Here is a 20,354-nt window from a genome sequence, read left to right on the forward strand (position 1 = left end):
ATTTGATTCATCTTAACTTCCTCTTCAGTTTTTCTAGGTATGGTAAGTTCAGTTTATATATTTTTTTATTTCGGCCAAGATCTTATCGGATTGACTTTCATCTGAGTTTAAATCAGCTGCAAAGTGTGTAACATATTCTTTGTTAGGAGCAATAAGATAGATTATTGAAGAATGATTAATTTCCTCTTCTCCACCAACTTTACTAGCGTATACTTTATATTTTGCGATTACTTCGTCTATTTTCTCTCTTTCACCAGTCAACATCTGTATTCTATGGTCGAATTGCTGCTGAAATTCTTTAAGTCTTTCAACGCTATCACGCTCTGGATCAACTGTGATGAAAAATGTTTGTAGCTTATCGTTGATTTTATCATCCAACTTTGCCAGTGTTTCAGAGATTATACCAAGGTTCATAGGACAAATTCGTTTGCATGAAGAAAACCCGAAGAAAATCATCATATACTTATCTTTTATATCACTACTACGCACAACCTGTCCATCTTGATTAATTAAAGAGAAATCGCCACCTATCTGAACTTCTGTTGGGGCAAATATACCTTGTTTAGTGAAGTAACAATAACTCAAAAAAACAACCGCTAACGCTATCAGCACATTAGACGACAATCTTATAAACTTCATCATTAGATCACTCTCGGCAAAATTACATTATATCTTACTTATAACTTTCTTCAATAGACTTTTTTTGAAACTCATATAGGTAGTTCCCAAGAACCCCTGCGAAACAACGTAAAGCAAGTTGCTGATAAAATCTGGCAAGAAATCCCCAGCCCAAAAATTATTAAAAACTATGCCGCAAATTCACAATTCCGGCAATAACATTAAATTTCAAGTTGTATTTCTTCTGAAAATTGCGGTAGGTATGAGGTAGAATCTTAAATATTTTCAATTATTTTTTCAAATTTCTCTACTTTTAGCCCTGTTGTATCGCGGAAATTTCTTGGATGTTTCTTTAGATTATGGTAGTTAAAGCTTCATTTTGCCTCACTTTTGTTTGTACTATTCTTCTTTATACCATACTTTCATCCTCTTTTCTCTTGTTTTGCAGCAGGTCTAATCTTTATCAACGATACTAAAAAAGTTTCTTTGGGTGAGATATCTAACCCGATATAATGCTTCTACTCAATAGCAATTACAGTATGTCTAATATTCCTTTACGGCACGCTAAATTCACAAAATTCTTATCTCCCACTCAAGCTCAACATTGCACTTATTTTTCACAACTTCTTGTATCTTGTTGCCAAGATTCTCTAAATCAGATGCAGTTGCGTTATTATAGTTTAATAAAAAATTGCAATGCTTTTCTGAAATTTTAGCCCCTCCTATACACAATTCACGACATCCAGATTGATCAATCAATTCCCATGCTTGACAGTTTTTTGGGTTTTTAAATATGCATCCTGCAGTTTTTCCTGCTATTGGCTGACTTTTATTTTTTTTGTGAATAATTTTCTTCATTTTTTGCACTATCAATTCATGCTCCGAGCTTGCCCCTTTAAACTCAGCTTCAACGAAAATCCAATTTCCTTTTAGACTATGTCCACGATAAAAGTAACCCATCTCTTTACTGGAAAATGTGTATAAATTTCCATCTTCCAAATTCACTGCTTTTATAGACTGCACAACACTTCCAATGTCACTACCATATGCTCCTGCATTCATTTCTACCGCTCCACCAACCGTTCCTGGAATTCCAGCTAAAAATTCTAATCCACTAATTTGTTGATCTCCTGCAAAGTAAGCAAGATTGCTGAGCAACGCAGCTCCCCCAGCAACGATAGAGTTGTTACCTTTATGTTTTATATATGCAAATTCCTTACCTAATCTTACTGTTATTCCTCTAATGCCACTATCTCGAACAATGATATTGGATGTTGCACCAATCACACTAATTGGCAGCTCAGTGTTTTTAATCAAGCACGTTAGATCATCAATATCACTTGGTTTAAATAATACGTCAGCTTGTCCACCGACACTGAGCCATGTCATTTTAGACATTGGAACATTATAACGATAGACTCCACGTACTTTAGGTAAGCTTATAAGCATCTTGATTTCAACTCTAATCCTGCATCTACACCTATTTTTTCTGCATCTTCCACAAAAGAAGTGCGCTCAGTAAAGTATACGTTTTTTTCATTTGCTAGCATACAACGAAGATTGAGCATATTTTCATTCACATATTCAGCCAACGCTGCAAGTGGTGTAAAACATGAACCATTTACTGTCTTCATAAAACTACGTTCTGACTTCACTCTTATAAAAGACTTATTATTATTAATTTTCTCTAAAAGATCGATAACTTTTACATCATTTTTCCTACATTGAATGCAAATTGCTCCTTGTCCCACTGCACTGAGCATTACTTTTGGTGATAATACTTCTGTAATTAAGTGATGTTTTTCTAATCTTATCAGCCCAGCCTCAGCTAAAATTATCCCGTCAAAATTTTGGTTTTTTAGTCTAGTGGTTACATTTCCACGTAGCGGGACTATATTTAAATCTGGCCTAAACTCTAGCAACAGAACTTTTCTCCTGATTGAAGAAGTAGCAATTGTAGCCTGATATGGTAAATCCTCAAGGCTATTATATTTATGAGAAATAAACGCATCATGTGGACTTAACCTTTCCAAAACACAGGGAATTGTTAAATCTTTCGAAAAAAATGCAGGCATATCCTTTAGTGAGTGAACCGCCATATCTATATTATTCTCAAGCAATTCAGTTTCAATTTCTTTGATAAACAGCCCTTTACCACCTATCTCAGCAAGGTTTGCACTGGCGTGTTTATCTCCAGAAGTTTTTATCTTAATGATCTGAGTGGATAAACTAGGAAATAGATCCAGCAATTTTTGTTTTGCCTCCAAAGCCTGGGCAATTGCAAGACTGCTTCCTCTGGTACCGATTCGTATTAGCATGTATTTTATTTCAGTCACATGTTTGATTATTTATATTGTTCCAAATCGAGCTTACTATTGCAACTTGACAATTTTTGATTTTTAACGCTAGAGTTAAAGATGTTAGGTGAATATTGAGAGGTTATTATGGATAAAGAAGAGAAAAATGCATTGACTCTTTTGGGTGGAATGTCAGCAGTAGGTCTAGTAACTGGATCTTTATTATAAGGTCTTTGGCTCAGTTCTAGAGTTTTATCACCTTTAGTTGCTGGTGGAGTTTTAGGTTTTATAGTTCCTGCACTTTTATTAACTTTTCATTTACTATTATCATTAAAAAAGTTATGTGAAGGAAATGGTGAAAGAAAAGATTTAAAGGAAGTATTTGACATAGTCGCTTGGACAGCTACAAGCTCTCTAATTGGAGTTGGAATTGCTGCAGTTGCAAATTGCTATGTTTCCTGGAGTCATGCTTGCAATGGGGTCACCAGCTTTGGTAGGTGCAGTAATAGGAGCTATAGCACCATTTGCAAGTTTCTTTGTATTCTTCTGTGTAATAACCCCTATAGCTGAGAAAGTGAATGAGTTTATTATATTACCTATAATTGAGCACTTTTCTTCAAAGGAAAAGGAAGCAGATCCATCATTATCTTGTAGTTAATAGTTATTTTATCTACAATCAGTTCTATAACTTTAAATTATAGCTTATGTTCAGCAGGCTTATAGTCAAATCGATTTCAATATTACTAATTTGTCTGCTGTCTCTATACATGATACTGCCAAATTTTTTTGATAATAAGTTTTTTATTTCAGCAAAGAGAATAAATTTGGGTCTTGATTTGAAAGGAGGAGCATCTTTACTCCTGAATATAGACTTAGATTTCTACTTCAAAGAAAAATTAGGTATGCTGGCTGATGAGATAAAAGAGACATTACTTTCAAAAAATATTAAATGTAATGTACAAAGTAGCGAGCAAGTAATTGTCAATTTAAGCAGTGCTGATGACTATAAAAAAGCATCTTTATTAATTAGTAAAATGAATCCTAATTTAGAGCTGAATAAAAAAGACTCTTTGATTTTTATCTCATATAAACCTTATTACAAAAACTCTTTAATCAGTGAAATAGCTGCGGAATCGATAAATAATGTCCAGCGGCGTTTGGATACGCTTGGAACAAAAGAAGTTAGTGTACAAAAGCAAGGACAGAGCAAAATATTAGTACAGGTACCAGGGGTGGAGAACACCGAGCAGATAAAATCTCTGCTTGGCAAAACAGCGAAATTAAGTTTCTATTTGGCAAACAATAATGTAGCAAAGATACAGGATATAGATCATGAAACTACTGTTTTACTTAAAGATTCTTTAGGTAATTCTTATCCAATATTTCGCAAAACTGAAATAGGTGGTGACGCACTTGTTAATGCATCAGTTAGATTTGGCTCTCTTGGTAAACCAGCAGTACATTTTAAATTTGACAGCACAGCAAGTAAAAAATTCGCGAAAATTACTAAAGAAAACGTTGGAAAACCTTTTGCGATTGTTCTGGATAATACAATCTTAACCGTACCACAGATACGTGAACCTATCTTAAATGGAGAAGGGGAAATTAGTGGCAACTTCACTGAAAAACAAGCAAGCGAACTTGCAATACTTTTAAAATCTGGAGCACTGCCAGCACCACTTAAAATAATTGAAGAGAAAAATATTGGTCCAAGCCTCGGAGAAGAGTCAATAAAAGCAGGCGAAATGGCAGCTATGATTTCCATAATAGCCGTATCTCTTTTTATAATTATTATTTACGGTAAATTAGGCTTACTGGCCTCTGTTGCATTACTTTTTAATGTGATTCTCATACTATTAATTCTTACACTGCTTGAAGCGACTCTAACTCTGCCTGGAATTGCAGGTATTGCACTCACTGTCGGTATGGCGGTGGATGCAAATGTTTTAATATTTGAGCGCATTCGTGAGGAGATTAAATCGGGCAAGAGAGTGGAACGTGCTATTGAAGAAGGGTTTACAAATGCGATAAAAACAATACTGGACTCAAATATCACAACGTTAATTGCTGCAGGAATAATGTTCATTATTGGCAGTGGGGCAATAAGAGGTTTTTCCGTCACTTTATCAATAGGAATTTTATGCTCGATGTTTTCTGCAATCACAGTTACAAAGCTTCTGATAGAGCTGTGTGTGAATCCAAAAAAATTGGTTCTTTGATTTTTAGTGTTACTGAACCCTCTATCTCTTGATAATTAGATGTCATCCATAATCCCTCAGCTAAAAAACGTCTTCATAGTTATTTTCGTTTATGTTAAATTTAATCTTTTTAGTATACAATCTCATATTAATATATAATTTCATGAAAATAAAACATATAATAATAGCGCTGCTTATATTGCTCTTTTCGCAAAATAGTGTCAATGCCAGAGTTATTCTTGATAAAAAAATATTTTATGCGGAACTGGATGGACAAGTAGATTTGAAATTTGGTTACGCTTTTAATCAAGATTCTTTCAAGGCTAATCCTAAAGATAAGACTTCAAGTTATTCAAACTTGCACCTTCTTTATCTGCAACGCGTTTATCCAAATACTCAAATGGGATTTAATGTTAAAGTAGAGGTTTCTGGTATCGCAAACCTCAAAGCGCTTGATATAAAAAAGCTGAACCCAGAAGAACGGTATTTTATCATTAAAAATCAGGGACTTGGATCAATTGAATACGGTAAAAGAAGTTTGGTTAGTCAGAGTATGCTTAATACTTCAAAAATTTATGCAGGAGGCGGTGGAGTAAATGGTGATTGGGCAAATTATGCAAATTTGCGTGGTGGTGACAATGGACCTATAGATTGTACAGTAGACAATCCACCAAAAAAATGTGCTGGCGGTGGATATGATAAAGATAACGCTTTTTGGGTAAAGCCAAATATCTATAGTGATTATAATGGACTAAAATTAGAGCTAAAACAATCAGCGATAAGCTATATTTCTCCTGAAATTTATAATTTTCAATTAGGGTTTAGTTATGTTCCTGGAAAAAATAGTTTAGAGTATAGTAATCTAATTGCTGGAGGTCTTTCTTATCACAATAGTCTGTCAGATGACATAAAATTTACTACAGCTTTAACTGGTGAATTTGCTAGACAGAACTTCACTGATAAAGATAACGAGATACTAGAAAGCAATGAAACTGCTCGTAAACGCCGTAATCAGTTAGCGCATTGGAATTTTGGTTTAAATGTAAAATTTTTTAATCTGAATTGTATTTTCTCATATGGTAATGGCGGCAAATCTGGTAGTCCTTTCCTTAAAGTAGACAATACTTACTATATAAATGCAGGCATCGCTTATAACACTGATGGTCGTAAATTGAGCTTAACATATTTCAATAGCGGTAGAGATATTACTAAAGGTACAAAAGAATTAACGTCACACGCTGTAAGCCTCGAGTATCCATTTGCTTTAGGTACTTCATACTATCTTGATCTTGTAAAGTTTAATACAAAAGAACCTACAATAATAAATAATAACTCTGGATATGTATTTTTGGCCGGATTAAAGTTCAATTTCCAGTAGGAGGTTTATCATTTATATTAGGAAGTGTTATATTATTTGTATTGGAAAGTACTATAGCTATATCACCTGTCATAAATACGTTATCTGCCCACTTGATTAATAGCTTACCTCCTGGTAAATTCACTGAAGTTTGTTTGGTGCTTACATATCCACGGAGTATTGATGCAACAAGTGTTGCACACGCTGCACTACCGCATGATGCTGTAATGCCTGTACCTCTTTCCCAAACTCTTAAGCTTATTTCTTCAGAACTCTCTATTTGTGCAATACTAACATTCGTTTTCTGAGGAAATAATTCGTGATTTTCTAGCCTTGGGCCTAGGCTTTGCAGTGGTATTTCGTTTATATTATCAACAAAAAAGATCACATGAGGATTACTAACATTTACTGCAGCAGGGTCTTTTAGCATTTCAAGTTCTATGGGAAGATGAAGAGTGTCACATTGAGCAGATAAGGGAATTTCATGCCATTTTAGTAAAGGCTTCCCCATATTGACCTTTATAGATTTCTCACCTACTTTGAAACACTCTAAAATACGCTCATTTATTAGCTCGATTGTGGTATATTCAGTGCTTTGCTTCGACATTATCAGATATCCAACACAACGCGCTGCATTTCCACACATTTCAGCTTTGCTTCCATCAGCATTATGAACATGCATAAAACAATCAGCCACGCTAGAGTTGGTTAACACTATGACTTGATCACAACTATTTTGGTGAGCAATTTTTTTGTAATCCCAATCTAAATTGTTTGTTAAACGCGAATCTATAATGACAAATTTGTTACCAGTGCCGTGCATCTTTACAAAAGACGTTTGGTTTGTTAAATTGCTTTCCATTATAGTAAAAACCATATAAGTGAAAATTTTTCTTCTAATGATAATTATTTTATATACTAATGTATTTTGCAGTGCAAAATCTATAGACAATAATAAAATGCTTTTCTGGCAATCTCAAGTTAGAAAAGGGGCAACCGTCTTTAATAAAAAAGTTGATATCGATTTAATTACAGCAGCAAAAGAGTATAGTATTGGCTTTATTCGCCTTGCTCCTGACGAATTTGAAACTAAACAACGTGATTTTCTTATCGGTGATGCGGACAATTATCAAGGTCTAATTTCTGAAGATTTGGAAGTGCTTAAGAATGTTCTTGATATGTTTAATGAGGAAAAAATACCAGTTGTTTTAACGATGCTCAGCTTACCTGGATCAAGGTGGAAGCAGAATAATAATGATAGAGATGATTTACGTTTATGGAAAAGTCAAAATTTTCAAAAGCAAGCAGCAAGATTCTGGCAAGATCTTGCAAAAGAATTGAAGGATCATCCAGCCATTATTGGATATAATATTTTAAATGAACCTCATTTGGAAAGGCTTTATAATACTAAGAATTCTGCCATTCACAATGTAGAACAAAGCCAAGTTCAAAAAGACTTGTTCAGGTTTTATAGCAGTATGGTAGATAGTATCCGCCAAGTTGATCAAGAAACCCCTATAATAGTGGACAGCAGCAGCTATGCTGACCCTCAAGCCTTCGATAAATTAAAACCACTTAGTGATAATAACGTTCTTTACTCGTTTCACATGTACGAGCCTTTTGTTTATACAAACTTAAAGCTAAATCAAGGAAGATTTTCCTATCCAGGATATATTCGTTCCGCTGATACAAATAAAACAGAGTACTGGAGTAAAGATACACTCAGATCATATATAGAGCCTGTTAAAAAATTTCAAGAAAAACATAAAATACCAAGCTATAGGATACTTGTTGGAGAATTTGGTGGACATCGTTCTTCAAAAGGATTAGAGCGCTATTTCCAGGATCTTATTTCTATTTTTAACAAATATAATTGGCACTTTGCTGTTTATGGTTTTCGTGAAGACATGTGGGATGGTATGGATTATGAACTTGGAGGAGAGAAACTGTTATGGAAAGATTGGCAAGCAATTGAAGAAGGTACCATAAAAAAAAATTACTTACCAAATAATCCTATTTTTAAGGTATTAAGAGAAGAGTGGTCGAAGTAAGTTAATTTGGCCACTCACCATAAAAAAATATTTCCTCCATTGGTCTTCTTTTTTTCTCCTTTATTTGAGCGTTCTCTTCCTCATATCCAACTGCTATCACTGACATTATATTAAAATCATTGGGTATATTGAACTCTTTCACTATTTTATCTCTATCAAATCCACCCATCTGATGAGCCATTAAACCCATAGATGCAGCTTGTAACATTAATGCATAATTTGCTGCACCAGTATCGTGATTAGCCCAAAGATTTTCTCCTTTGCCTGGTTTACGAAAATTTTTAGCGCTTAAAGATATGATTAACAGAGGAGTATCCTTTGCCCATTTTTGATTGGATTCATCAAGACAGCTCAGTAATTTTTCCCATGCTTCCTGGTTGTTCTGTTTGTTACATATCACGTATCTCCAGGGTTCATTACCAAAACATGAAGGAGTCAATCTTACAGCTTCTATTAAAATATCTATTTCTTCCTTAGATATTGTCCTTGTAGAGTCGTATGAACGCCCGCTATGTCTTGCTTTTATCAACTCAAATAGGTCTTTTTTGCTTATCATTTTTAATTTAGCAGTATACAAAGTAATTCATTGTAGCACAATATAGCAAAATTTAAATTGCAAAACCTCTTATACATATATTAATATTTAATTTTTATTGGAGAAGTATGTTTACAACAGAGTCTAGCAGTAAATCAACACTGATTGATATATTATCTTGTGTTCTACTCTTATTTTTAATGGCCCAAATAAGCATACCATTACAGCCTGTGCCCATCACATTGCAAACCTTGGGAATAATGCTTATCGGACTCCAATTTAACCGCAGAACAGCATTTTATTCTGTGTTTACATATATATCACTTGGTGCAGCAGGATTACCTGTCTTTGCAAATTTTTCAGGAGGATATTACATTTTTCTCAGCCCAAGAGGTGGGTATTTGTGGGGCTTTTTATTTGCCGTTTTAGTTATGAGTATTGTCAATGAATTATTAAAGTTGAAATGTAAACCCCTTATATGCAACTTTCTAAGTTGCCTAGCTGGTACAATTGTTATCTATACCTGTGGAGTATGTTGGCTTGCTATTTATGTAGGTCTAAATCAAGCAGTTGCCCTAGGGATATTGCCGTTTATTATTTCTGGTATAATAAAGGTTGTGTTGCTTGTTATAGCTTTAGAATATTTTAAAAAGTGATAAAGTTCCGTACTCATCATTTTATGTGCACCATTTGTATTTCAAGGTTATGAGTATTCTACTGATTTTATGAAAAATTACAAGAAAAGTATTGATATACGTATAAACTAATGAGGCAATTTTATGATTACGTTAAGTAATTTAGGTTGTCATGCAATATTTGGCATTGAACTAGAGTTCTATGCTGAAGGCGTAGAAGAAGACCTGTTTCTCAGTAATATTGGAGCTAAAATAGCTCCGCTTGGATTTTCTTGTGAAAAAGAGAGTTCTGTACATCAATACGAGGTAAAAAGTGGTTTTTATACTCACTACGGCGACTTAATTAAGCATTTTGAGCTAGTAAAAGGTCTACTTTTTGAGATAGTACAAAAACTTGGTGGTAATGTCTCTTTTAAAGCAAAACCTTATTTGGATAGAGCGGGTAGCGCATTAAATGTGCATGTGAATTTAGTTGATTCAAGCAACAACAATTTATTTTATATTCGTGGACAAAAGTATAGTGATTACCTATTTTATAGTATTGGTGGATTATGTGCAATGATGAAAAAACACATGTCATTTTTTGCTCCAAGCGATGATTCTTATTTAAGATTCAAGTATTCGGATATTCACACTCCAACTACGGTCAGTTGGGGTGTGAACAACCGAACTGCTGCAATAAGAATTCCTAATTTTGGTGAAAAATGTCGCCTAGAGCATCGTGTTCCTGGAGCAGATTGTAACCTTGAAGAAGTGCTTGCAGCAATAATTGAAGGCATGATTTTTGGTATAAAGAACAAAATTGCTCCGCCAAATAGAGTATATGGAGTTGCGTCTGATCCACAATATAAAATGGAAAAACTATAGCTATAGTACTTCCTAATATATTGGAGTTTTATCTGCCTCCCTTATGAAAATATAAATAACGCTTTACTTTAAACAGGACATGGATATCATTTAAAATATATTTTCAAAACTTAGTAATGCCGGAGATTGCAAATTCAGGTACAGAAACTGAAGGACAACATTCTGTTTGTGAAAGGTTGCATTTTAGTGTAAGTCGCACAAGTCTTTTAAACACGCTTTCCAGAGTCAGTGGTGTAGTGGAAAGGCGCAACGCAATAGATGTTTTGGCGTGTATCAATATTAAAGCACAGGGTGGTAATATAAAATTGATGGCCACTGATCTTGATATTTCAATATTTGCCTCGCTTCCTGCAAATGTGGTAGCAGAAGGAGAAGTAAAGATCTCAGCGCATACTTTGCATGATATAGTGAAGAAGTTACCAGCTGATTTGGATATCAATTTTAAAACAAGTGATCAAGGAAAATTATTAATGTCGTGTGGAAACGCAAATTTCTCATTACCAAACGTGGTTTCAGAAAAATTTCCTGCTCTTGAGGAAGATGATTATAAATATGATTTCACTTTACTAAATACAGATCTGATAGATTTATTGACTAAGACGAAATTTGCCGTATCGCTAGATGATACTAGGTACAATTTAAATGGAATATACACGCATACAGACAAGCAATTTCTGTGCTGTGTTGCAACTGATGGTCATCGTTTATCATGCATAAAAAAGCCTAAACCTAGCAGTGTCAGCGGTGGATTTGGTGTGATAATTCCACGTAAAACTGTTATGGAGTTATTAAAAATATTAGATGAGCCCAGTGAGGTTAATATAAAACTTTCAGAAAGAAAAATTAAGTTTACATGCGGAGAATACGTTTTAATATCAAAATTGATAGATGGAACTTTTCCAGATTATAAAGCAGTCATTCCGGCATCTCAAGATAAACACATGATTATTGAAAGTAAAAAACTTTCAGACGTTATTGATAGAGTTTCCGTTGTTGTATCTGACAAAGTAAAATCCATTAAATTTTCCTTACAGAAAAATAAGTTAACTTTACATTCCAATTCTCAAGAGTGCAGCAATGCAACTGAATCTATAGAGGTGGATTATGATGATACCCTTATAGAAATAGGGTTTAATTCGCGTTATTTGCTCGATGCTTTGTCTTGCATAAAAAATGAATGTAAATTTAGCTTGGTTGATGGTAATGGTGCTACAGTCATAACTGATGAGAATGATCCTGATGCATTATACATAGTGATGCCAATGCGGACTTAGGAGTTTTATTATCTCGAACTATCGTGAGTTGCTGGGCACTACCAGATTTGCAGCAGGTCTACTTTCGTTAAATTGACCTTATTAGCAAAGATGACTAATATTTATAAATAAATCATCAACTAAGTGGAAAGTGTGGAAACTGACATAGTAATAATAGGTGCGGGACCAGTTGGAATATTTACTGCTTTTCAAGCAGGAATGCTTGATATGAAGTGCCATATAATAGATATTCTAAGCCAAGCCGGAGGGCAATGCACTGCTCTTTACCCGGAAAAGCCAATATATGATATACCAGGTTATCCTGTTATCACTGCACAAAAGCTAATTGAGCAACTAATGGAGCAAGCCTCACCATTCGAGCCTGTTTATCATTTTGGTCAAAAAGTAGAAAAGATTTCTGATAATAATGGTGAAAGTTTCACTGTAATAACAAGCACAGGCACAGAGGTAAAATGTAAAGCTGTTATCATTGCTGCGGGTAACGGAATGTTTGAACCTAATCGCCCACCTTTGGACTCTATATTAGAGTATGAAAATAAATCTGTATTTTATAGCATAAATAAAATCTCTAATTTTTGTGATAAAACTATAGTTATTGCAGGTGGTGGTGATTCTGCAGCTGATTGGACAGTAGAGCTTTCTAAAATTGCAAAGAAAATTTATGTGATACATAGAAGAAAGGAATTTCGTTGCACTCCAGAAACCAAAAATAAATTAGAATCATTGGTAAACGCAGGAAAAATAGAACTTGTAGTGCCATATCAGTTACACGAACTAATTGGAAACAATGGAAAGCTGAATTCAGTAATAGTGAAAGACATTATAACTAAGCAAGAAAAAGAAATAGCAGCTGATTTTTTACTGCCATTTTTTGGACTGTCGATGAATCTTGGTCCAATAAATAATTGGGGCATAAAGTTAGAACATAGTCGCATAGTTGTTGATCCCGCTACACTTAAAACCAGTAAAGATAGAATATATGCGATTGGAGATATAGCTACCTATTTAGGCAAATTAAAGTTAATCCTAAACGGATTTGCCGAAAGCGCCATGGCTTGTCATGATATATACAGGATTGTTTATAACTCTCCAGTTAATTTTCAATATTCAACTTCAAAAGGAGTTCATAGGAAAAATGGTTAGTTTTTAGACCAAATTTCTGTATAGTGGCTTTATAGCTTTAATTTTACCATGAGCATACCTAATATAAAAAATTGCGATCTTCACAATAAAGTCGTCCTACTCAGGGTTGATTTTAATGTTCCTATAAAAAACGGAAAAATTAGCGACGTCACGCGTATTTTGAGGTCACTCCCTACTATTCAGCACTTGATAAACACAAATGCAAAAGTTGTGATTATGTCGCATTTTGGGCGCCCAAAAATTCATGATAATAATCTGTCACTAAAAAACATAGTTGAAACTTTGTCACAGTTGTTGAACAAGGAGGTAAGGTTTGTTGATGATTGCATTGGTGAAAAAGTGCAACAAGCAGTGAATGGTATGGTTTTAGGTGATATTATACTACTGGAAAATCTAAGATTTCATAAAGAAGAAGAGAAGAATGATTCAAATTTTGCCAAACAATTAGCATCCATAGCAGATATATATGTAAATGATGCATTTTCTTGCTCTCACAGGGCTCATGCATCTATTTCACGCATTACAGAGTTTTTACCTTCCTATGCAGGATTTTGTTTACAAAATGAGCTCGAATATCTAGAAAAAGCTGTGTCATTTAAAGCAAAGCCTATTACAGCAATCGTTGGAGGGGCAAAAATCTCAACTAAGATAAAAATGCTTGAAAAATTAGCAGAAAAAGTTGACTTTTTAATTTTAGGCGGTGCAATCGCTAATAATTTTTTATTGTTTAATAAAGTAAATATAGGTAAATCCTTCTTTCAATGTGGTGTAAATGATTCTTTGCATAGTATTATAGAGGCAGCAAATAGAAATAATTGTAAAATAGTGGTACCAGAAGATGTTCTTGTTGCAGTAAATTCTGATAACAGCACTAGCATTTTAAGAAAAACTGAGTCTATTTTGGACGGCGATGTAATTTTAGATATTGGACCAGAAACTTTTAGCACAATAAGCAATATAATAGCAAATAGTAAAACTGTGCTATGGAATGGGCCTATAGGTGTTTTTGAGCATCCAGCTTTTGCAAATGGTACTAAAGGAGTAATGAAAGTTATTAGTGACTTAACACGCGAAGGAAAATTAACCAGTGTAATAGGTGGCGGTGATAGCTTATCTGCAATAAACTCTGCAGGATTTGCTGATAAAGATTTCACATATGTTTCAACTGGTGGAGGGACATTTTTAAATTGGCTGAGCGGTGATGAAATGCCAGGAGTCACTGCACTACAAGAACGCTCTACACTGGATTAAAGCTTTTTTAAATTGTTTTTTGTAGTCTAGCTTTTTTATCAAGATTGGATTGTGACCATGTCAAAGGCGTTCAAACTTATTTTATGCTTAATAATACCAGTAATAGGGTTTATTTTTTACGTCAGGGATCATTATTTTTATGATTCAAGTTCGCAGGTTAATTTTGAACCATTTTTCAAAACAGACTCTTCAGGTCCAGATTATATGCCATTACTTCCAGAGTTAACTAATTTTGATATAGGGGTGCTAAGTGTTTGTGGAGATTGGGGGGCAAATCCTGATAAAGAAGATTTTAAAATTTTGCTTGATTGTCCAAAACATCAAAAAATAGTCCAAGGAATATATGATAAACTTGATCATCAAGTCATAACACCTAATGCAAGTTTAGAATTATTCAAAGAGGAATTAACTCAACTCTGGTTTACACTGACTGGGCATCATGATGATGTTATAGGGTTTAGGCATATTTTTTGTGGTGAACCAAACAAACCAGAGTTGGGAGGTATGCACTTTGTAGGTAGATATGTTGAAGCTCAAGAGAATCAATGGGCAGGTGCGGTTTGGAATGATAAATCTCTATGTAATAAAACAGATATCAAACCTCCAGTTTATACATTTGGAATGCAATATTTAGGTAAAGATGAGTCAGTGAAAGTAAAATGTCCAAATGGATACGCATATAATCTTCATGCTGATGATATTTTAATTTCTGCAACTAAGGCATTTAAGGAGTTAGGAAAAGATGGAATGTGCTTATACAAAATGGAAGATGATGATTATCAATTAGTGTTTGTGAGAAAAAATGATGCAATTGTAACTTTTTATCCTGACTTAACGCCAAAATGTAATGATAAAAATACTAATTGCCAACACTGCCATTAAATTAAGGGTGAGAAGATTAAAAACTGGACGAAAGATGGTTTTAAATAACGTAAGGGATTTTTGATAAGGATGTTAAAAACAATAGAAGAGAAGATATGCGGTGCGATAGCTGTAATAGATATTAGCATTATCGATGAATCGGTAAAGCATGCAGATCATTATTTTGCTTCATCTTCGACATTACCTTCACACATTAAATTAATATTAATATCTGATGATTTTACTGGAATGAGTGCTTTAAAAAGGCATAGGTTAATTTATGAATTATTAAAGAGCGAGATAAAGCTCATACATGCTATTTCTCTTCATTTGTATACGCAAAGTGAGTACAATTTAAAAAATAGATAATAAAAATGTGAAAGAAGAGTCTTTGTTAGTTAAAGCAGGAAGAAAATTTAAGGAGTATAAAGGTTCTATGAACCCACCAGTTTATCATTCTTCTACCGTATTGTTTCCGAGTTATATGGACTACTTAAATGCAGCAAATGGGGAAAGTATACACGATGTGATAAATGATGGTGTTGCAAGGGATTACAGCTATAGTAATGTTGGTACTCCTACAGTTCATTATCTTTCAAATGCACTTGCTGAAATTGAGGGTAGGGGACAAGCGCTGATTTATCCTTCCGGACTATTTGCACTTACTTTCGCCATTTTGACTTTCAGTAAAGCAGGTTCACATGTTTTAATCCAAGATAACAGTTATTATCGACTTAAGAGATTTGCTGAAAATGAGCTACCAAAAAGAGGTGTAGAGGTAACTTTTTATGATCCAACGCAAGAGATAGCCAGTTTAATTCGGAGTAATACCTCATTGATAATGATAGAAACTCCTGGTTCTGTGACGTTTGAAATTTCTGATATAGAACATATAGTCAATGTTGCTAAAAAACATGGAATAATAACTATTTGTGATAATTCATGGGCCACGCCTTTGTTGTTTAAACCGCTTGACCATGGAATTGATGTTGCGCTCTATGCTGTTACAAAATATTTAGCAGGTCATTCAGATTTGTTGATGGGAGCTATGATTGCTGAGGGCGAAGTTTTTAAATTGCTTTATGAGAGTTACAAAAATTATGGAATTACCGTTCAATCGCACGACTGTTATCTTGCCCACAGAGGGCTTAGAACTCTGCACATACGTATGGAACAACACAAAAGTACAGCAATGGACGTAGCAGAGTGGCTTGAAACACATCTCAAGGTCAACATGGTCTTATATCCTGCATTATCTTCACATCCTCAGCACAAATTATGGAAAAATTACTTCAAAGGAGCAAGTAGTGTATTTAGTATAATATTGGATAGAAAATATTCGTGTGCAGAACTCAGCTATATGGTTGACCATATGAAAATTTTTAGTATTGGTGCCTCTTGGGGAGGGTGTGACAGCTTGATTTTACCGGTAGACTCAAAATCCATGACACGGTCAGTAATGAGATCTGACTATGGTGGAAGTTGCGTTAGAATATTCTGTGGACTAGAAGATCCTGAGGATTTAATTTCTGACCTTAATCAAGCGTTGGAAAGATTGCCAAGTTTAAATTTTGAGAGTAATAAAACAGAGCGTGAAGCTGAAAGAGTTATTGCATAATATCATTGATGTTAATTTTGATGCTGAAATTAACGGTGTTACATGCAATCCCAAAATAGTTAAGGAAGGATATCTTTTTGTTTCTGTACCAGAGAAAAGTAATTCTGCAGAGCCATGTGTCATCCCAGTACTTGGCAAGAAAAAAAATCGAGCTGTGATGATAACAAGAGTTATGATCTTTCACCCAAACCCTCAAGAAATATACAGTGAAATAGTGAGCAGATTTTATCAATTCAAACATCCAAAATATACTGTGGCTGTCACAGGTACAAATGGAAAAACTTCAGTAGTGGAATTCTGCCGTCAAATCTGGCAAAATGCTGGCTATAGCGCTGCATCCATCGGAACACTTGGAACATATATTAATGACGAAAGAAAAGATAATAATAATCATCTTACAACTCCAGATGCGAAAGAGCTCTATGCCACGTTGCGTGATATCAATAGTAAAAATATAGAGCACCTGGCTCTAGAAGCTTCAAGCCATGGAATTGATCAATATAGAATTCATGGATTAAAATTGAGTGTTGCAGCTTTTACCAATTTTTCCCAAGACCATTTAGATTATCACAAGAATGTAGGCGAGTATTTAGAAGCCAAAAAAAGGTTATTTTCTGAAGTTTTACCAAAAGGAGAAACGGCAATATTAAATGCTGATATAGATGAATGCAGCGAATTGCTTAAAATAGCTGAAAAACGCAACAATAAAATTATAACCTACGGTAAAAAAGGTTCTGATATCACTTTATTAAAACAAACACCAACTACAAATGGCCAGCACCTTACAATTAAAATTAACGATAAAATTTACAATACATTTTTTCCAGTTTTAGGTGAATTTCAAGCGTATAATCTATTGTCTGCAATTAGTATAGTCATCTCATCTGGAGTAAACTATGGAGAAATATGCATAGAAAAACTTGTCTCTCCATCAGGAAGAATGGAAAAAGTGAATTCTTTTGCATTCGTAGATTACGCTCATACTCCAAGTGCAGTAAAACAATCTTTACTATCCTTGAGATGGCACTTTAATAAAAAAATAATTCTGGTGTTTGGATGTGGAGGCAATCGCGATCAGACAAAGCGCTCAGAAATGGGTAAAATAGCACAAATGTATGCAGATATGGTAATAATTACTGACGATAATCCACGTGATGAGGATCCAGCCAAAATTCGTCACGATATTTTATTAGATTGTCCTGACGTGTTGGAAATAGGAGATAGAAAAAAAGCTATAGAACAAGGCATAGATATCGCTTGTAATGAAGGCATGATACTACTAGTTGCAGGAAAAGGACATGAAAAATTTCAGATTATAGGGAGTAAAACCTTTGAGTTCAGTGATGTTGAGGTTATTAGGTGTAAAATCAAAGCCCTAGCTACGTATTAAACATCGCTCACCGTCCTTGCAAGCGACAAAACCCTTACTTCTTTTGCACCGGAGTTTAAAATTTCTTGAGAGCAGGATCGTGCAGTTGCTCCAGTTGTTACAACATCATCAATTAGTATCACAACTTTGTCTTTTATAATTTCTTTACCATCCATTCTAAAAGCTTTTTTCAAGTTTTTTTCACGCTGTTTAAGTGAAAGACCAGCCTGAGGGATAGTGTGGCGAAGACGTTTTATCGCAAACGGCGTATAAAATAAATTAGATAACTTGCTCAACTCTTTTGCAAGCAGAACTGCTTGATTGTATTTACGTTTAAATAAACGGAATTTATGTAGTGGTATAGACATCAGAATTTCTGCTACTGAGCCACAAACATTGCAGTAATGCTTAGTTAAAAAGTTGATTTTTTTATTGCATTCATTACATAAATCGTAATTTTTATCAATAGACCCCCTGCGAAAAGGTAGAAAGTAGGTAAAAACGACTAAAAAGCATGTAAAATGAAAGTTTTAGGAGAGGGAAGATGGCAATAAGTTACGTAAAAATAGCAAGAACACCATATATTTTTAGACAATTGACAGGGCTCACAACATCTGAATTTGAAAAAATTGTGGCAAAAGTGCGTCCAGAGTGGGAAAAAATGGAGGCGAAAAAGAAATGTCACGGAAGAAAATCGCATGTTGAGGAGCTAGAAGACAGGATTTTATGTGTTCTAATTTATTACAGAACGTACATAACGCATCCATTTTTAGGGTTTTTGTTTAATTTGCACAACTCAAATATTTGCCGACTTTTTAAGAAAATGTAGCCATTATTGGCCAAAAAAATTACTATAAAAAAGGATAGAACGCTGACGCCAGAAAGGATTTTAAAAATTTTAGCAGACGTCACGGAGCAACCGATACAGCGGCCGAAAGACAGCAAAAAACGTAAGAAAAGTTATTCCGGAAAAAAGAAAGCAACCACGATAAAAACCGAAATTGTGATCGAGGGAAATGGGCAAATTCTGTCGATTTCGAAGTCGCATAGAGGTCGAATGTATGATTTTCGCATAAGGAAACAGGAAAAATTGTTGGCCAAAGATAGCATAAAATATGCCGATTCTGGGTATCAAGGTTGGCAAAAACTGCAGAAAAACGTTGTGATTCCGTACAAAAAACACCGTAAAAAGCCACTAACGGAGGAGCAAAAGGAGCATAATCGGAAGCTGGCATCGTTCAGGATGCGTGTGGAAAATAAGATTCGTGAGATAAAAATCTTCAAAATAATGTCAAATGTTTACCGCAATTTTCAGAAGAAATACAACATGAGATTTAATATTATAGCAGGAATTGTGAATTTGAGGCATAGTTTTTAATAATTTTTGGGCTGGGGATTTCTTACCAGATTTTATCAGCAACTTGCTTCACGTTGTTTCGCAGGGGGTCTAATAATGCATTCACAACTTACACACACATTTGGAAATATAAGATTGGTAGCTTTTTCAAGCAGTAAAAGACTCGAAGTAAAACGCAGCATATTCACAAAAATGACCGAAATTTTAATAGAGGATTAGATCAAGAGAAAAGCACGAGGCCGCAAACCTAATAAGTGGTGTATTGAGGATTGTCTACTTATGAGCTTCGCCCACTTCTTTCTACTACCTATATAAAGCTAAGTAGTAGAAAAAAGAAATTGTCTGCATTTTAGCCTAGAAAACGCCCAATAAAATCAGATACTTTTCCTGCGATGCTTAAATTTGTTCTTGGTTGTTCATTTTCAACGATTTTCCCTTTATTCATATCAAACTTTTCTTCTGGTGACGGGCAATCATCATGATCAACGATTTCCCATCCATCATTAATGAATCCATCCCTTTTTGTCTTTAAGGAAATAAATTCTTCCATCTCTGTTTCTTCAGCTTTTTTTTCTTCAGTTTTACCATAGAAGTTACATAAGAAGCCAGACAAGGCTTGCGTAATATTATTATACGTTTTTTTTAGTTTATTGCCCACAGCGCATAGCCCAACACCTATATCATAGCTCTTCCCAGAAGCGTGCTCTTTTAATTTTCTCCATGATTCATCTAAGCTAGCTACTGTGTTGTTTAAAGAAACAACCTTACGGTCTTCTTCATTATATTCATAGCTTTTCTCACATCTGTCTATGACTACATATTTGTCTTGTTCATTATGAGGTGTGGTCATTTTTAACTCCTATTTATTATTAACTACATCTATTATGTATTGATAAATTAAGATAGTCAAGAAGCTTTATTAA

Annotated in this window: 19 protein-coding genes and 2 pseudogenes; 14 read left to right on the forward strand and 7 right to left on the reverse strand. The window is 34.4% G+C overall.

Going from position 1 to position 20,354, the window contains the following annotated elements; translation table 11 throughout:
* Nucleotides 1–48: 48 nt before the first annotated feature.
* The 3 genes from AAGD89_RS00905 to hemC all read right to left on the reverse strand — a co-directional run bounded on the left by AAGD89_RS00905 (nt 49) and on the right by hemC (nt 2,936).
* Nucleotides 49–642, reverse strand: a complete 594-nt coding sequence (locus AAGD89_RS00905) for an SCO family protein (protein ID WP_341808464.1) — start codon at nt 640–642, stop codon at nt 49–51.
* A 546-nt stretch (nt 643–1,188) separates the two neighbouring features.
* Nucleotides 1,189–2,067, reverse strand: coding sequence for a UDP-N-acetylmuramate dehydrogenase (gene murB / locus AAGD89_RS00910; RefSeq protein WP_341808465.1), 879 nt, complete (start codon nt 2,065–2,067; stop codon nt 1,189–1,191).
* A complete protein-coding gene (hemC, locus tag AAGD89_RS00915) occupies nt 2,058–2,936 on the reverse strand; it encodes a hydroxymethylbilane synthase (RefSeq protein ID WP_341808466.1) in 879 nt (292 codons plus the stop codon). Before hemC ends, murB begins: the two co-directional genes overlap by 10 nt.
* Nucleotides 2,937–3,345: 409 nt before the next feature.
* On the opposite strand from hemC, the gene AAGD89_RS00920 reads away from it, so the two are divergent.
* The 3 genes from AAGD89_RS00920 (at nt 3,346) to AAGD89_RS00930 (ending at nt 6,491) form a co-directional block, all read left to right on the forward strand.
* The gene (locus AAGD89_RS00920) at nt 3,346–3,573 is read left to right on the forward strand and encodes a hypothetical protein (protein WP_341808467.1); all 228 of its coding nucleotides are present in this window, start codon (nt 3,346–3,348) and stop codon (nt 3,571–3,573) included.
* A 46-nt stretch (nt 3,574–3,619) separates the two neighbouring features.
* Nucleotides 3,620–5,134, forward strand: coding sequence for a protein translocase subunit SecD (secD, locus tag AAGD89_RS00925; protein ID WP_341808468.1), 1,515 nt, complete (start codon nt 3,620–3,622; stop codon nt 5,132–5,134).
* 142 nt (nt 5,135–5,276) lie between these two features.
* Complete coding sequence (locus AAGD89_RS00930; protein ID WP_341808469.1) at nt 5,277–6,491, forward strand: porin; 1,215 nt, start codon at nt 5,277–5,279, stop codon at nt 6,489–6,491.
* Here AAGD89_RS00930 and dapF read toward each other — a convergent pair.
* A complete protein-coding gene (gene dapF, locus AAGD89_RS00935) occupies nt 6,478–7,332 on the reverse strand; it encodes a diaminopimelate epimerase (RefSeq protein WP_341808956.1) in 855 nt (284 codons plus the stop codon). The two genes, AAGD89_RS00930 and dapF, sit on opposite strands and share 14 nt — an antisense overlap.
* Before the next feature lie 37 nt (nt 7,333–7,369).
* Between dapF and AAGD89_RS00940 the strand changes: the two genes are divergently transcribed.
* On the forward strand, nt 7,370–8,521 hold the full coding sequence (locus AAGD89_RS00940) for a glycoside hydrolase family 5 protein (protein ID WP_341808470.1): 1,152 nt from the start codon (nt 7,370–7,372) through the stop codon (nt 8,519–8,521).
* 1 nt (nt 8,522) lies between these two features.
* Here AAGD89_RS00940 and AAGD89_RS00945 read toward each other — a convergent pair whose 3' ends face one another.
* On the reverse strand, nt 8,523–9,077 hold the full coding sequence (locus AAGD89_RS00945; RefSeq protein WP_341808471.1) for a nitroreductase family protein: 555 nt from the start codon (nt 9,075–9,077) through the stop codon (nt 8,523–8,525).
* 107 nt (nt 9,078–9,184) lie between these two features.
* Between AAGD89_RS00945 and AAGD89_RS00950 the strand changes: the two genes are divergently transcribed.
* The 9 genes from AAGD89_RS00950 to AAGD89_RS00990 all read left to right on the forward strand — a co-directional run bounded on the left by AAGD89_RS00950 (nt 9,185) and on the right by AAGD89_RS00990 (nt 18,095).
* A complete protein-coding gene (locus tag AAGD89_RS00950) occupies nt 9,185–9,712 on the forward strand; it encodes a biotin transporter BioY (protein ID WP_341808472.1) in 528 nt (175 codons plus the stop codon).
* A gap of 123 nt (nt 9,713–9,835) precedes the next feature.
* Entirely contained in the window at nt 9,836–10,558 is a 723-nt protein-coding gene (locus tag AAGD89_RS00955; RefSeq protein WP_341808473.1) for a glutamine synthetase, read from the forward strand.
* Between the two features lie 116 nt (nt 10,559–10,674).
* On the forward strand, nt 10,675–11,832 hold the full coding sequence (dnaN, locus tag AAGD89_RS00960) for a DNA polymerase III subunit beta (protein ID WP_341808474.1): 1,158 nt from the start codon (nt 10,675–10,677) through the stop codon (nt 11,830–11,832).
* A 132-nt stretch (nt 11,833–11,964) separates the two neighbouring features.
* Entirely contained in the window at nt 11,965–12,975 is a 1,011-nt protein-coding gene (locus AAGD89_RS00965) for an NAD(P)/FAD-dependent oxidoreductase (protein ID WP_341808475.1), read from the forward strand.
* Between the two features lie 48 nt (nt 12,976–13,023).
* On the forward strand, nt 13,024–14,226 hold the full coding sequence (locus AAGD89_RS00970) for a phosphoglycerate kinase (protein WP_341808476.1): 1,203 nt from the start codon (nt 13,024–13,026) through the stop codon (nt 14,224–14,226).
* Between the two features lie 57 nt (nt 14,227–14,283).
* Nucleotides 14,284–15,108, forward strand: a complete 825-nt coding sequence (locus tag AAGD89_RS00975) for an EndoU domain-containing protein (RefSeq protein WP_341808477.1) — start codon at nt 14,284–14,286, stop codon at nt 15,106–15,108.
* Between the two features lie 63 nt (nt 15,109–15,171).
* Entirely contained in the window at nt 15,172–15,456 is a 285-nt protein-coding gene (locus tag AAGD89_RS00980; RefSeq protein ID WP_341808957.1) for a BolA family protein, read from the forward strand.
* Between the two features lie 7 nt (nt 15,457–15,463).
* A complete protein-coding gene (gene metC, locus AAGD89_RS00985) occupies nt 15,464–16,705 on the forward strand; it encodes a cystathionine beta-lyase (protein WP_341808478.1) in 1,242 nt (413 codons plus the stop codon).
* Nucleotides 16,680–18,095, forward strand: coding sequence for a UDP-N-acetylmuramoyl-L-alanyl-D-glutamate--2,6-diaminopimelate ligase (locus tag AAGD89_RS00990; protein ID WP_341808479.1), 1,416 nt, complete (start codon nt 16,680–16,682; stop codon nt 18,093–18,095). Before metC ends, AAGD89_RS00990 begins: the two co-directional genes overlap by 26 nt.
* Here the strand turns inward: AAGD89_RS00990 and AAGD89_RS00995 are convergent.
* Nucleotides 18,092–18,541: pseudogene (locus AAGD89_RS00995) on the reverse strand (ComF family protein); the annotation flags it as partial. The gene AAGD89_RS00990 and the pseudogene AAGD89_RS00995 overlap by 4 nt on opposite strands.
* A gap of 77 nt (nt 18,542–18,618) precedes the next feature.
* On the opposite strand from AAGD89_RS00995, the pseudogene AAGD89_RS01000 reads away from it, so the two are divergent.
* Nucleotides 18,619–19,452, forward strand: a pseudogene (locus tag AAGD89_RS01000) (transposase family protein).
* 328 nt (nt 19,453–19,780) lie between these two features.
* On the opposite strand, the gene AAGD89_RS01005 reads toward AAGD89_RS01000, so the two are convergent.
* Nucleotides 19,781–20,281 (reverse strand): hypothetical protein, encoded by a 501-nt coding sequence (locus AAGD89_RS01005; RefSeq protein ID WP_341808480.1) that lies wholly within the window; start codon nt 20,279–20,281, stop codon nt 19,781–19,783.
* Between the last annotated feature and the right edge of the window lie 73 nt (nt 20,282–20,354).

It is taken from the genome of Wolbachia endosymbiont (group E) of Neria commutata, from assembly GCF_964026735.1.
GTDB lineage: Bacteria > Pseudomonadota > Alphaproteobacteria > Rickettsiales > Anaplasmataceae > Wolbachia.

Coding starts and splice junctions, on each gene's coding strand:
- AAGD89_RS00905 (WP_341808464.1), bottom strand. CDS start 642: ATGATGAAGTTTATAAGATTGTCGTCTAATGTGCTGATAGCGTTAGCG.
- murB (WP_341808465.1), bottom strand. CDS start 2,067: ATGCTTATAAGCTTACCTAAAGTACGTGGAGTCTATCGTTATAATGTT.
- hemC (WP_341808466.1), bottom strand. CDS start 2,936: ATGCTAATACGAATCGGTACCAGAGGAAGCAGTCTTGCAATTGCCCAG.
- secD (WP_341808468.1), top strand. CDS start 3,620: ATGTTCAGCAGGCTTATAGTCAAATCGATTTCAATATTACTAATTTGT.
- AAGD89_RS00930 (WP_341808469.1), top strand. CDS start 5,277: ATGAAAATAAAACATATAATAATAGCGCTGCTTATATTGCTCTTTTCG.
- dapF (WP_341808956.1), bottom strand. CDS start 7,332: ATGGAAAGCAATTTAACAAACCAAACGTCTTTTGTAAAGATGCACGGC.
- AAGD89_RS00940 (WP_341808470.1), top strand. CDS start 7,370: ATGATAATTATTTTATATACTAATGTATTTTGCAGTGCAAAATCTATA.
- AAGD89_RS00945 (WP_341808471.1), bottom strand. CDS start 9,077: ATGATAAGCAAAAAAGACCTATTTGAGTTGATAAAAGCAAGACATAGC.
- AAGD89_RS00950 (WP_341808472.1), top strand. CDS start 9,185: ATGTTTACAACAGAGTCTAGCAGTAAATCAACACTGATTGATATATTA.
- AAGD89_RS00955 (WP_341808473.1), top strand. CDS start 9,836: ATGATTACGTTAAGTAATTTAGGTTGTCATGCAATATTTGGCATTGAA.
- dnaN (WP_341808474.1), top strand. CDS start 10,675: ATGCCGGAGATTGCAAATTCAGGTACAGAAACTGAAGGACAACATTCT.
- AAGD89_RS00970 (WP_341808476.1), top strand. CDS start 13,024: ATGAGCATACCTAATATAAAAAATTGCGATCTTCACAATAAAGTCGTC.
- AAGD89_RS00975 (WP_341808477.1), top strand. CDS start 14,284: ATGTCAAAGGCGTTCAAACTTATTTTATGCTTAATAATACCAGTAATA.
- AAGD89_RS01005 (WP_341808480.1), bottom strand. CDS start 20,281: ATGACCACACCTCATAATGAACAAGACAAATATGTAGTCATAGACAGA.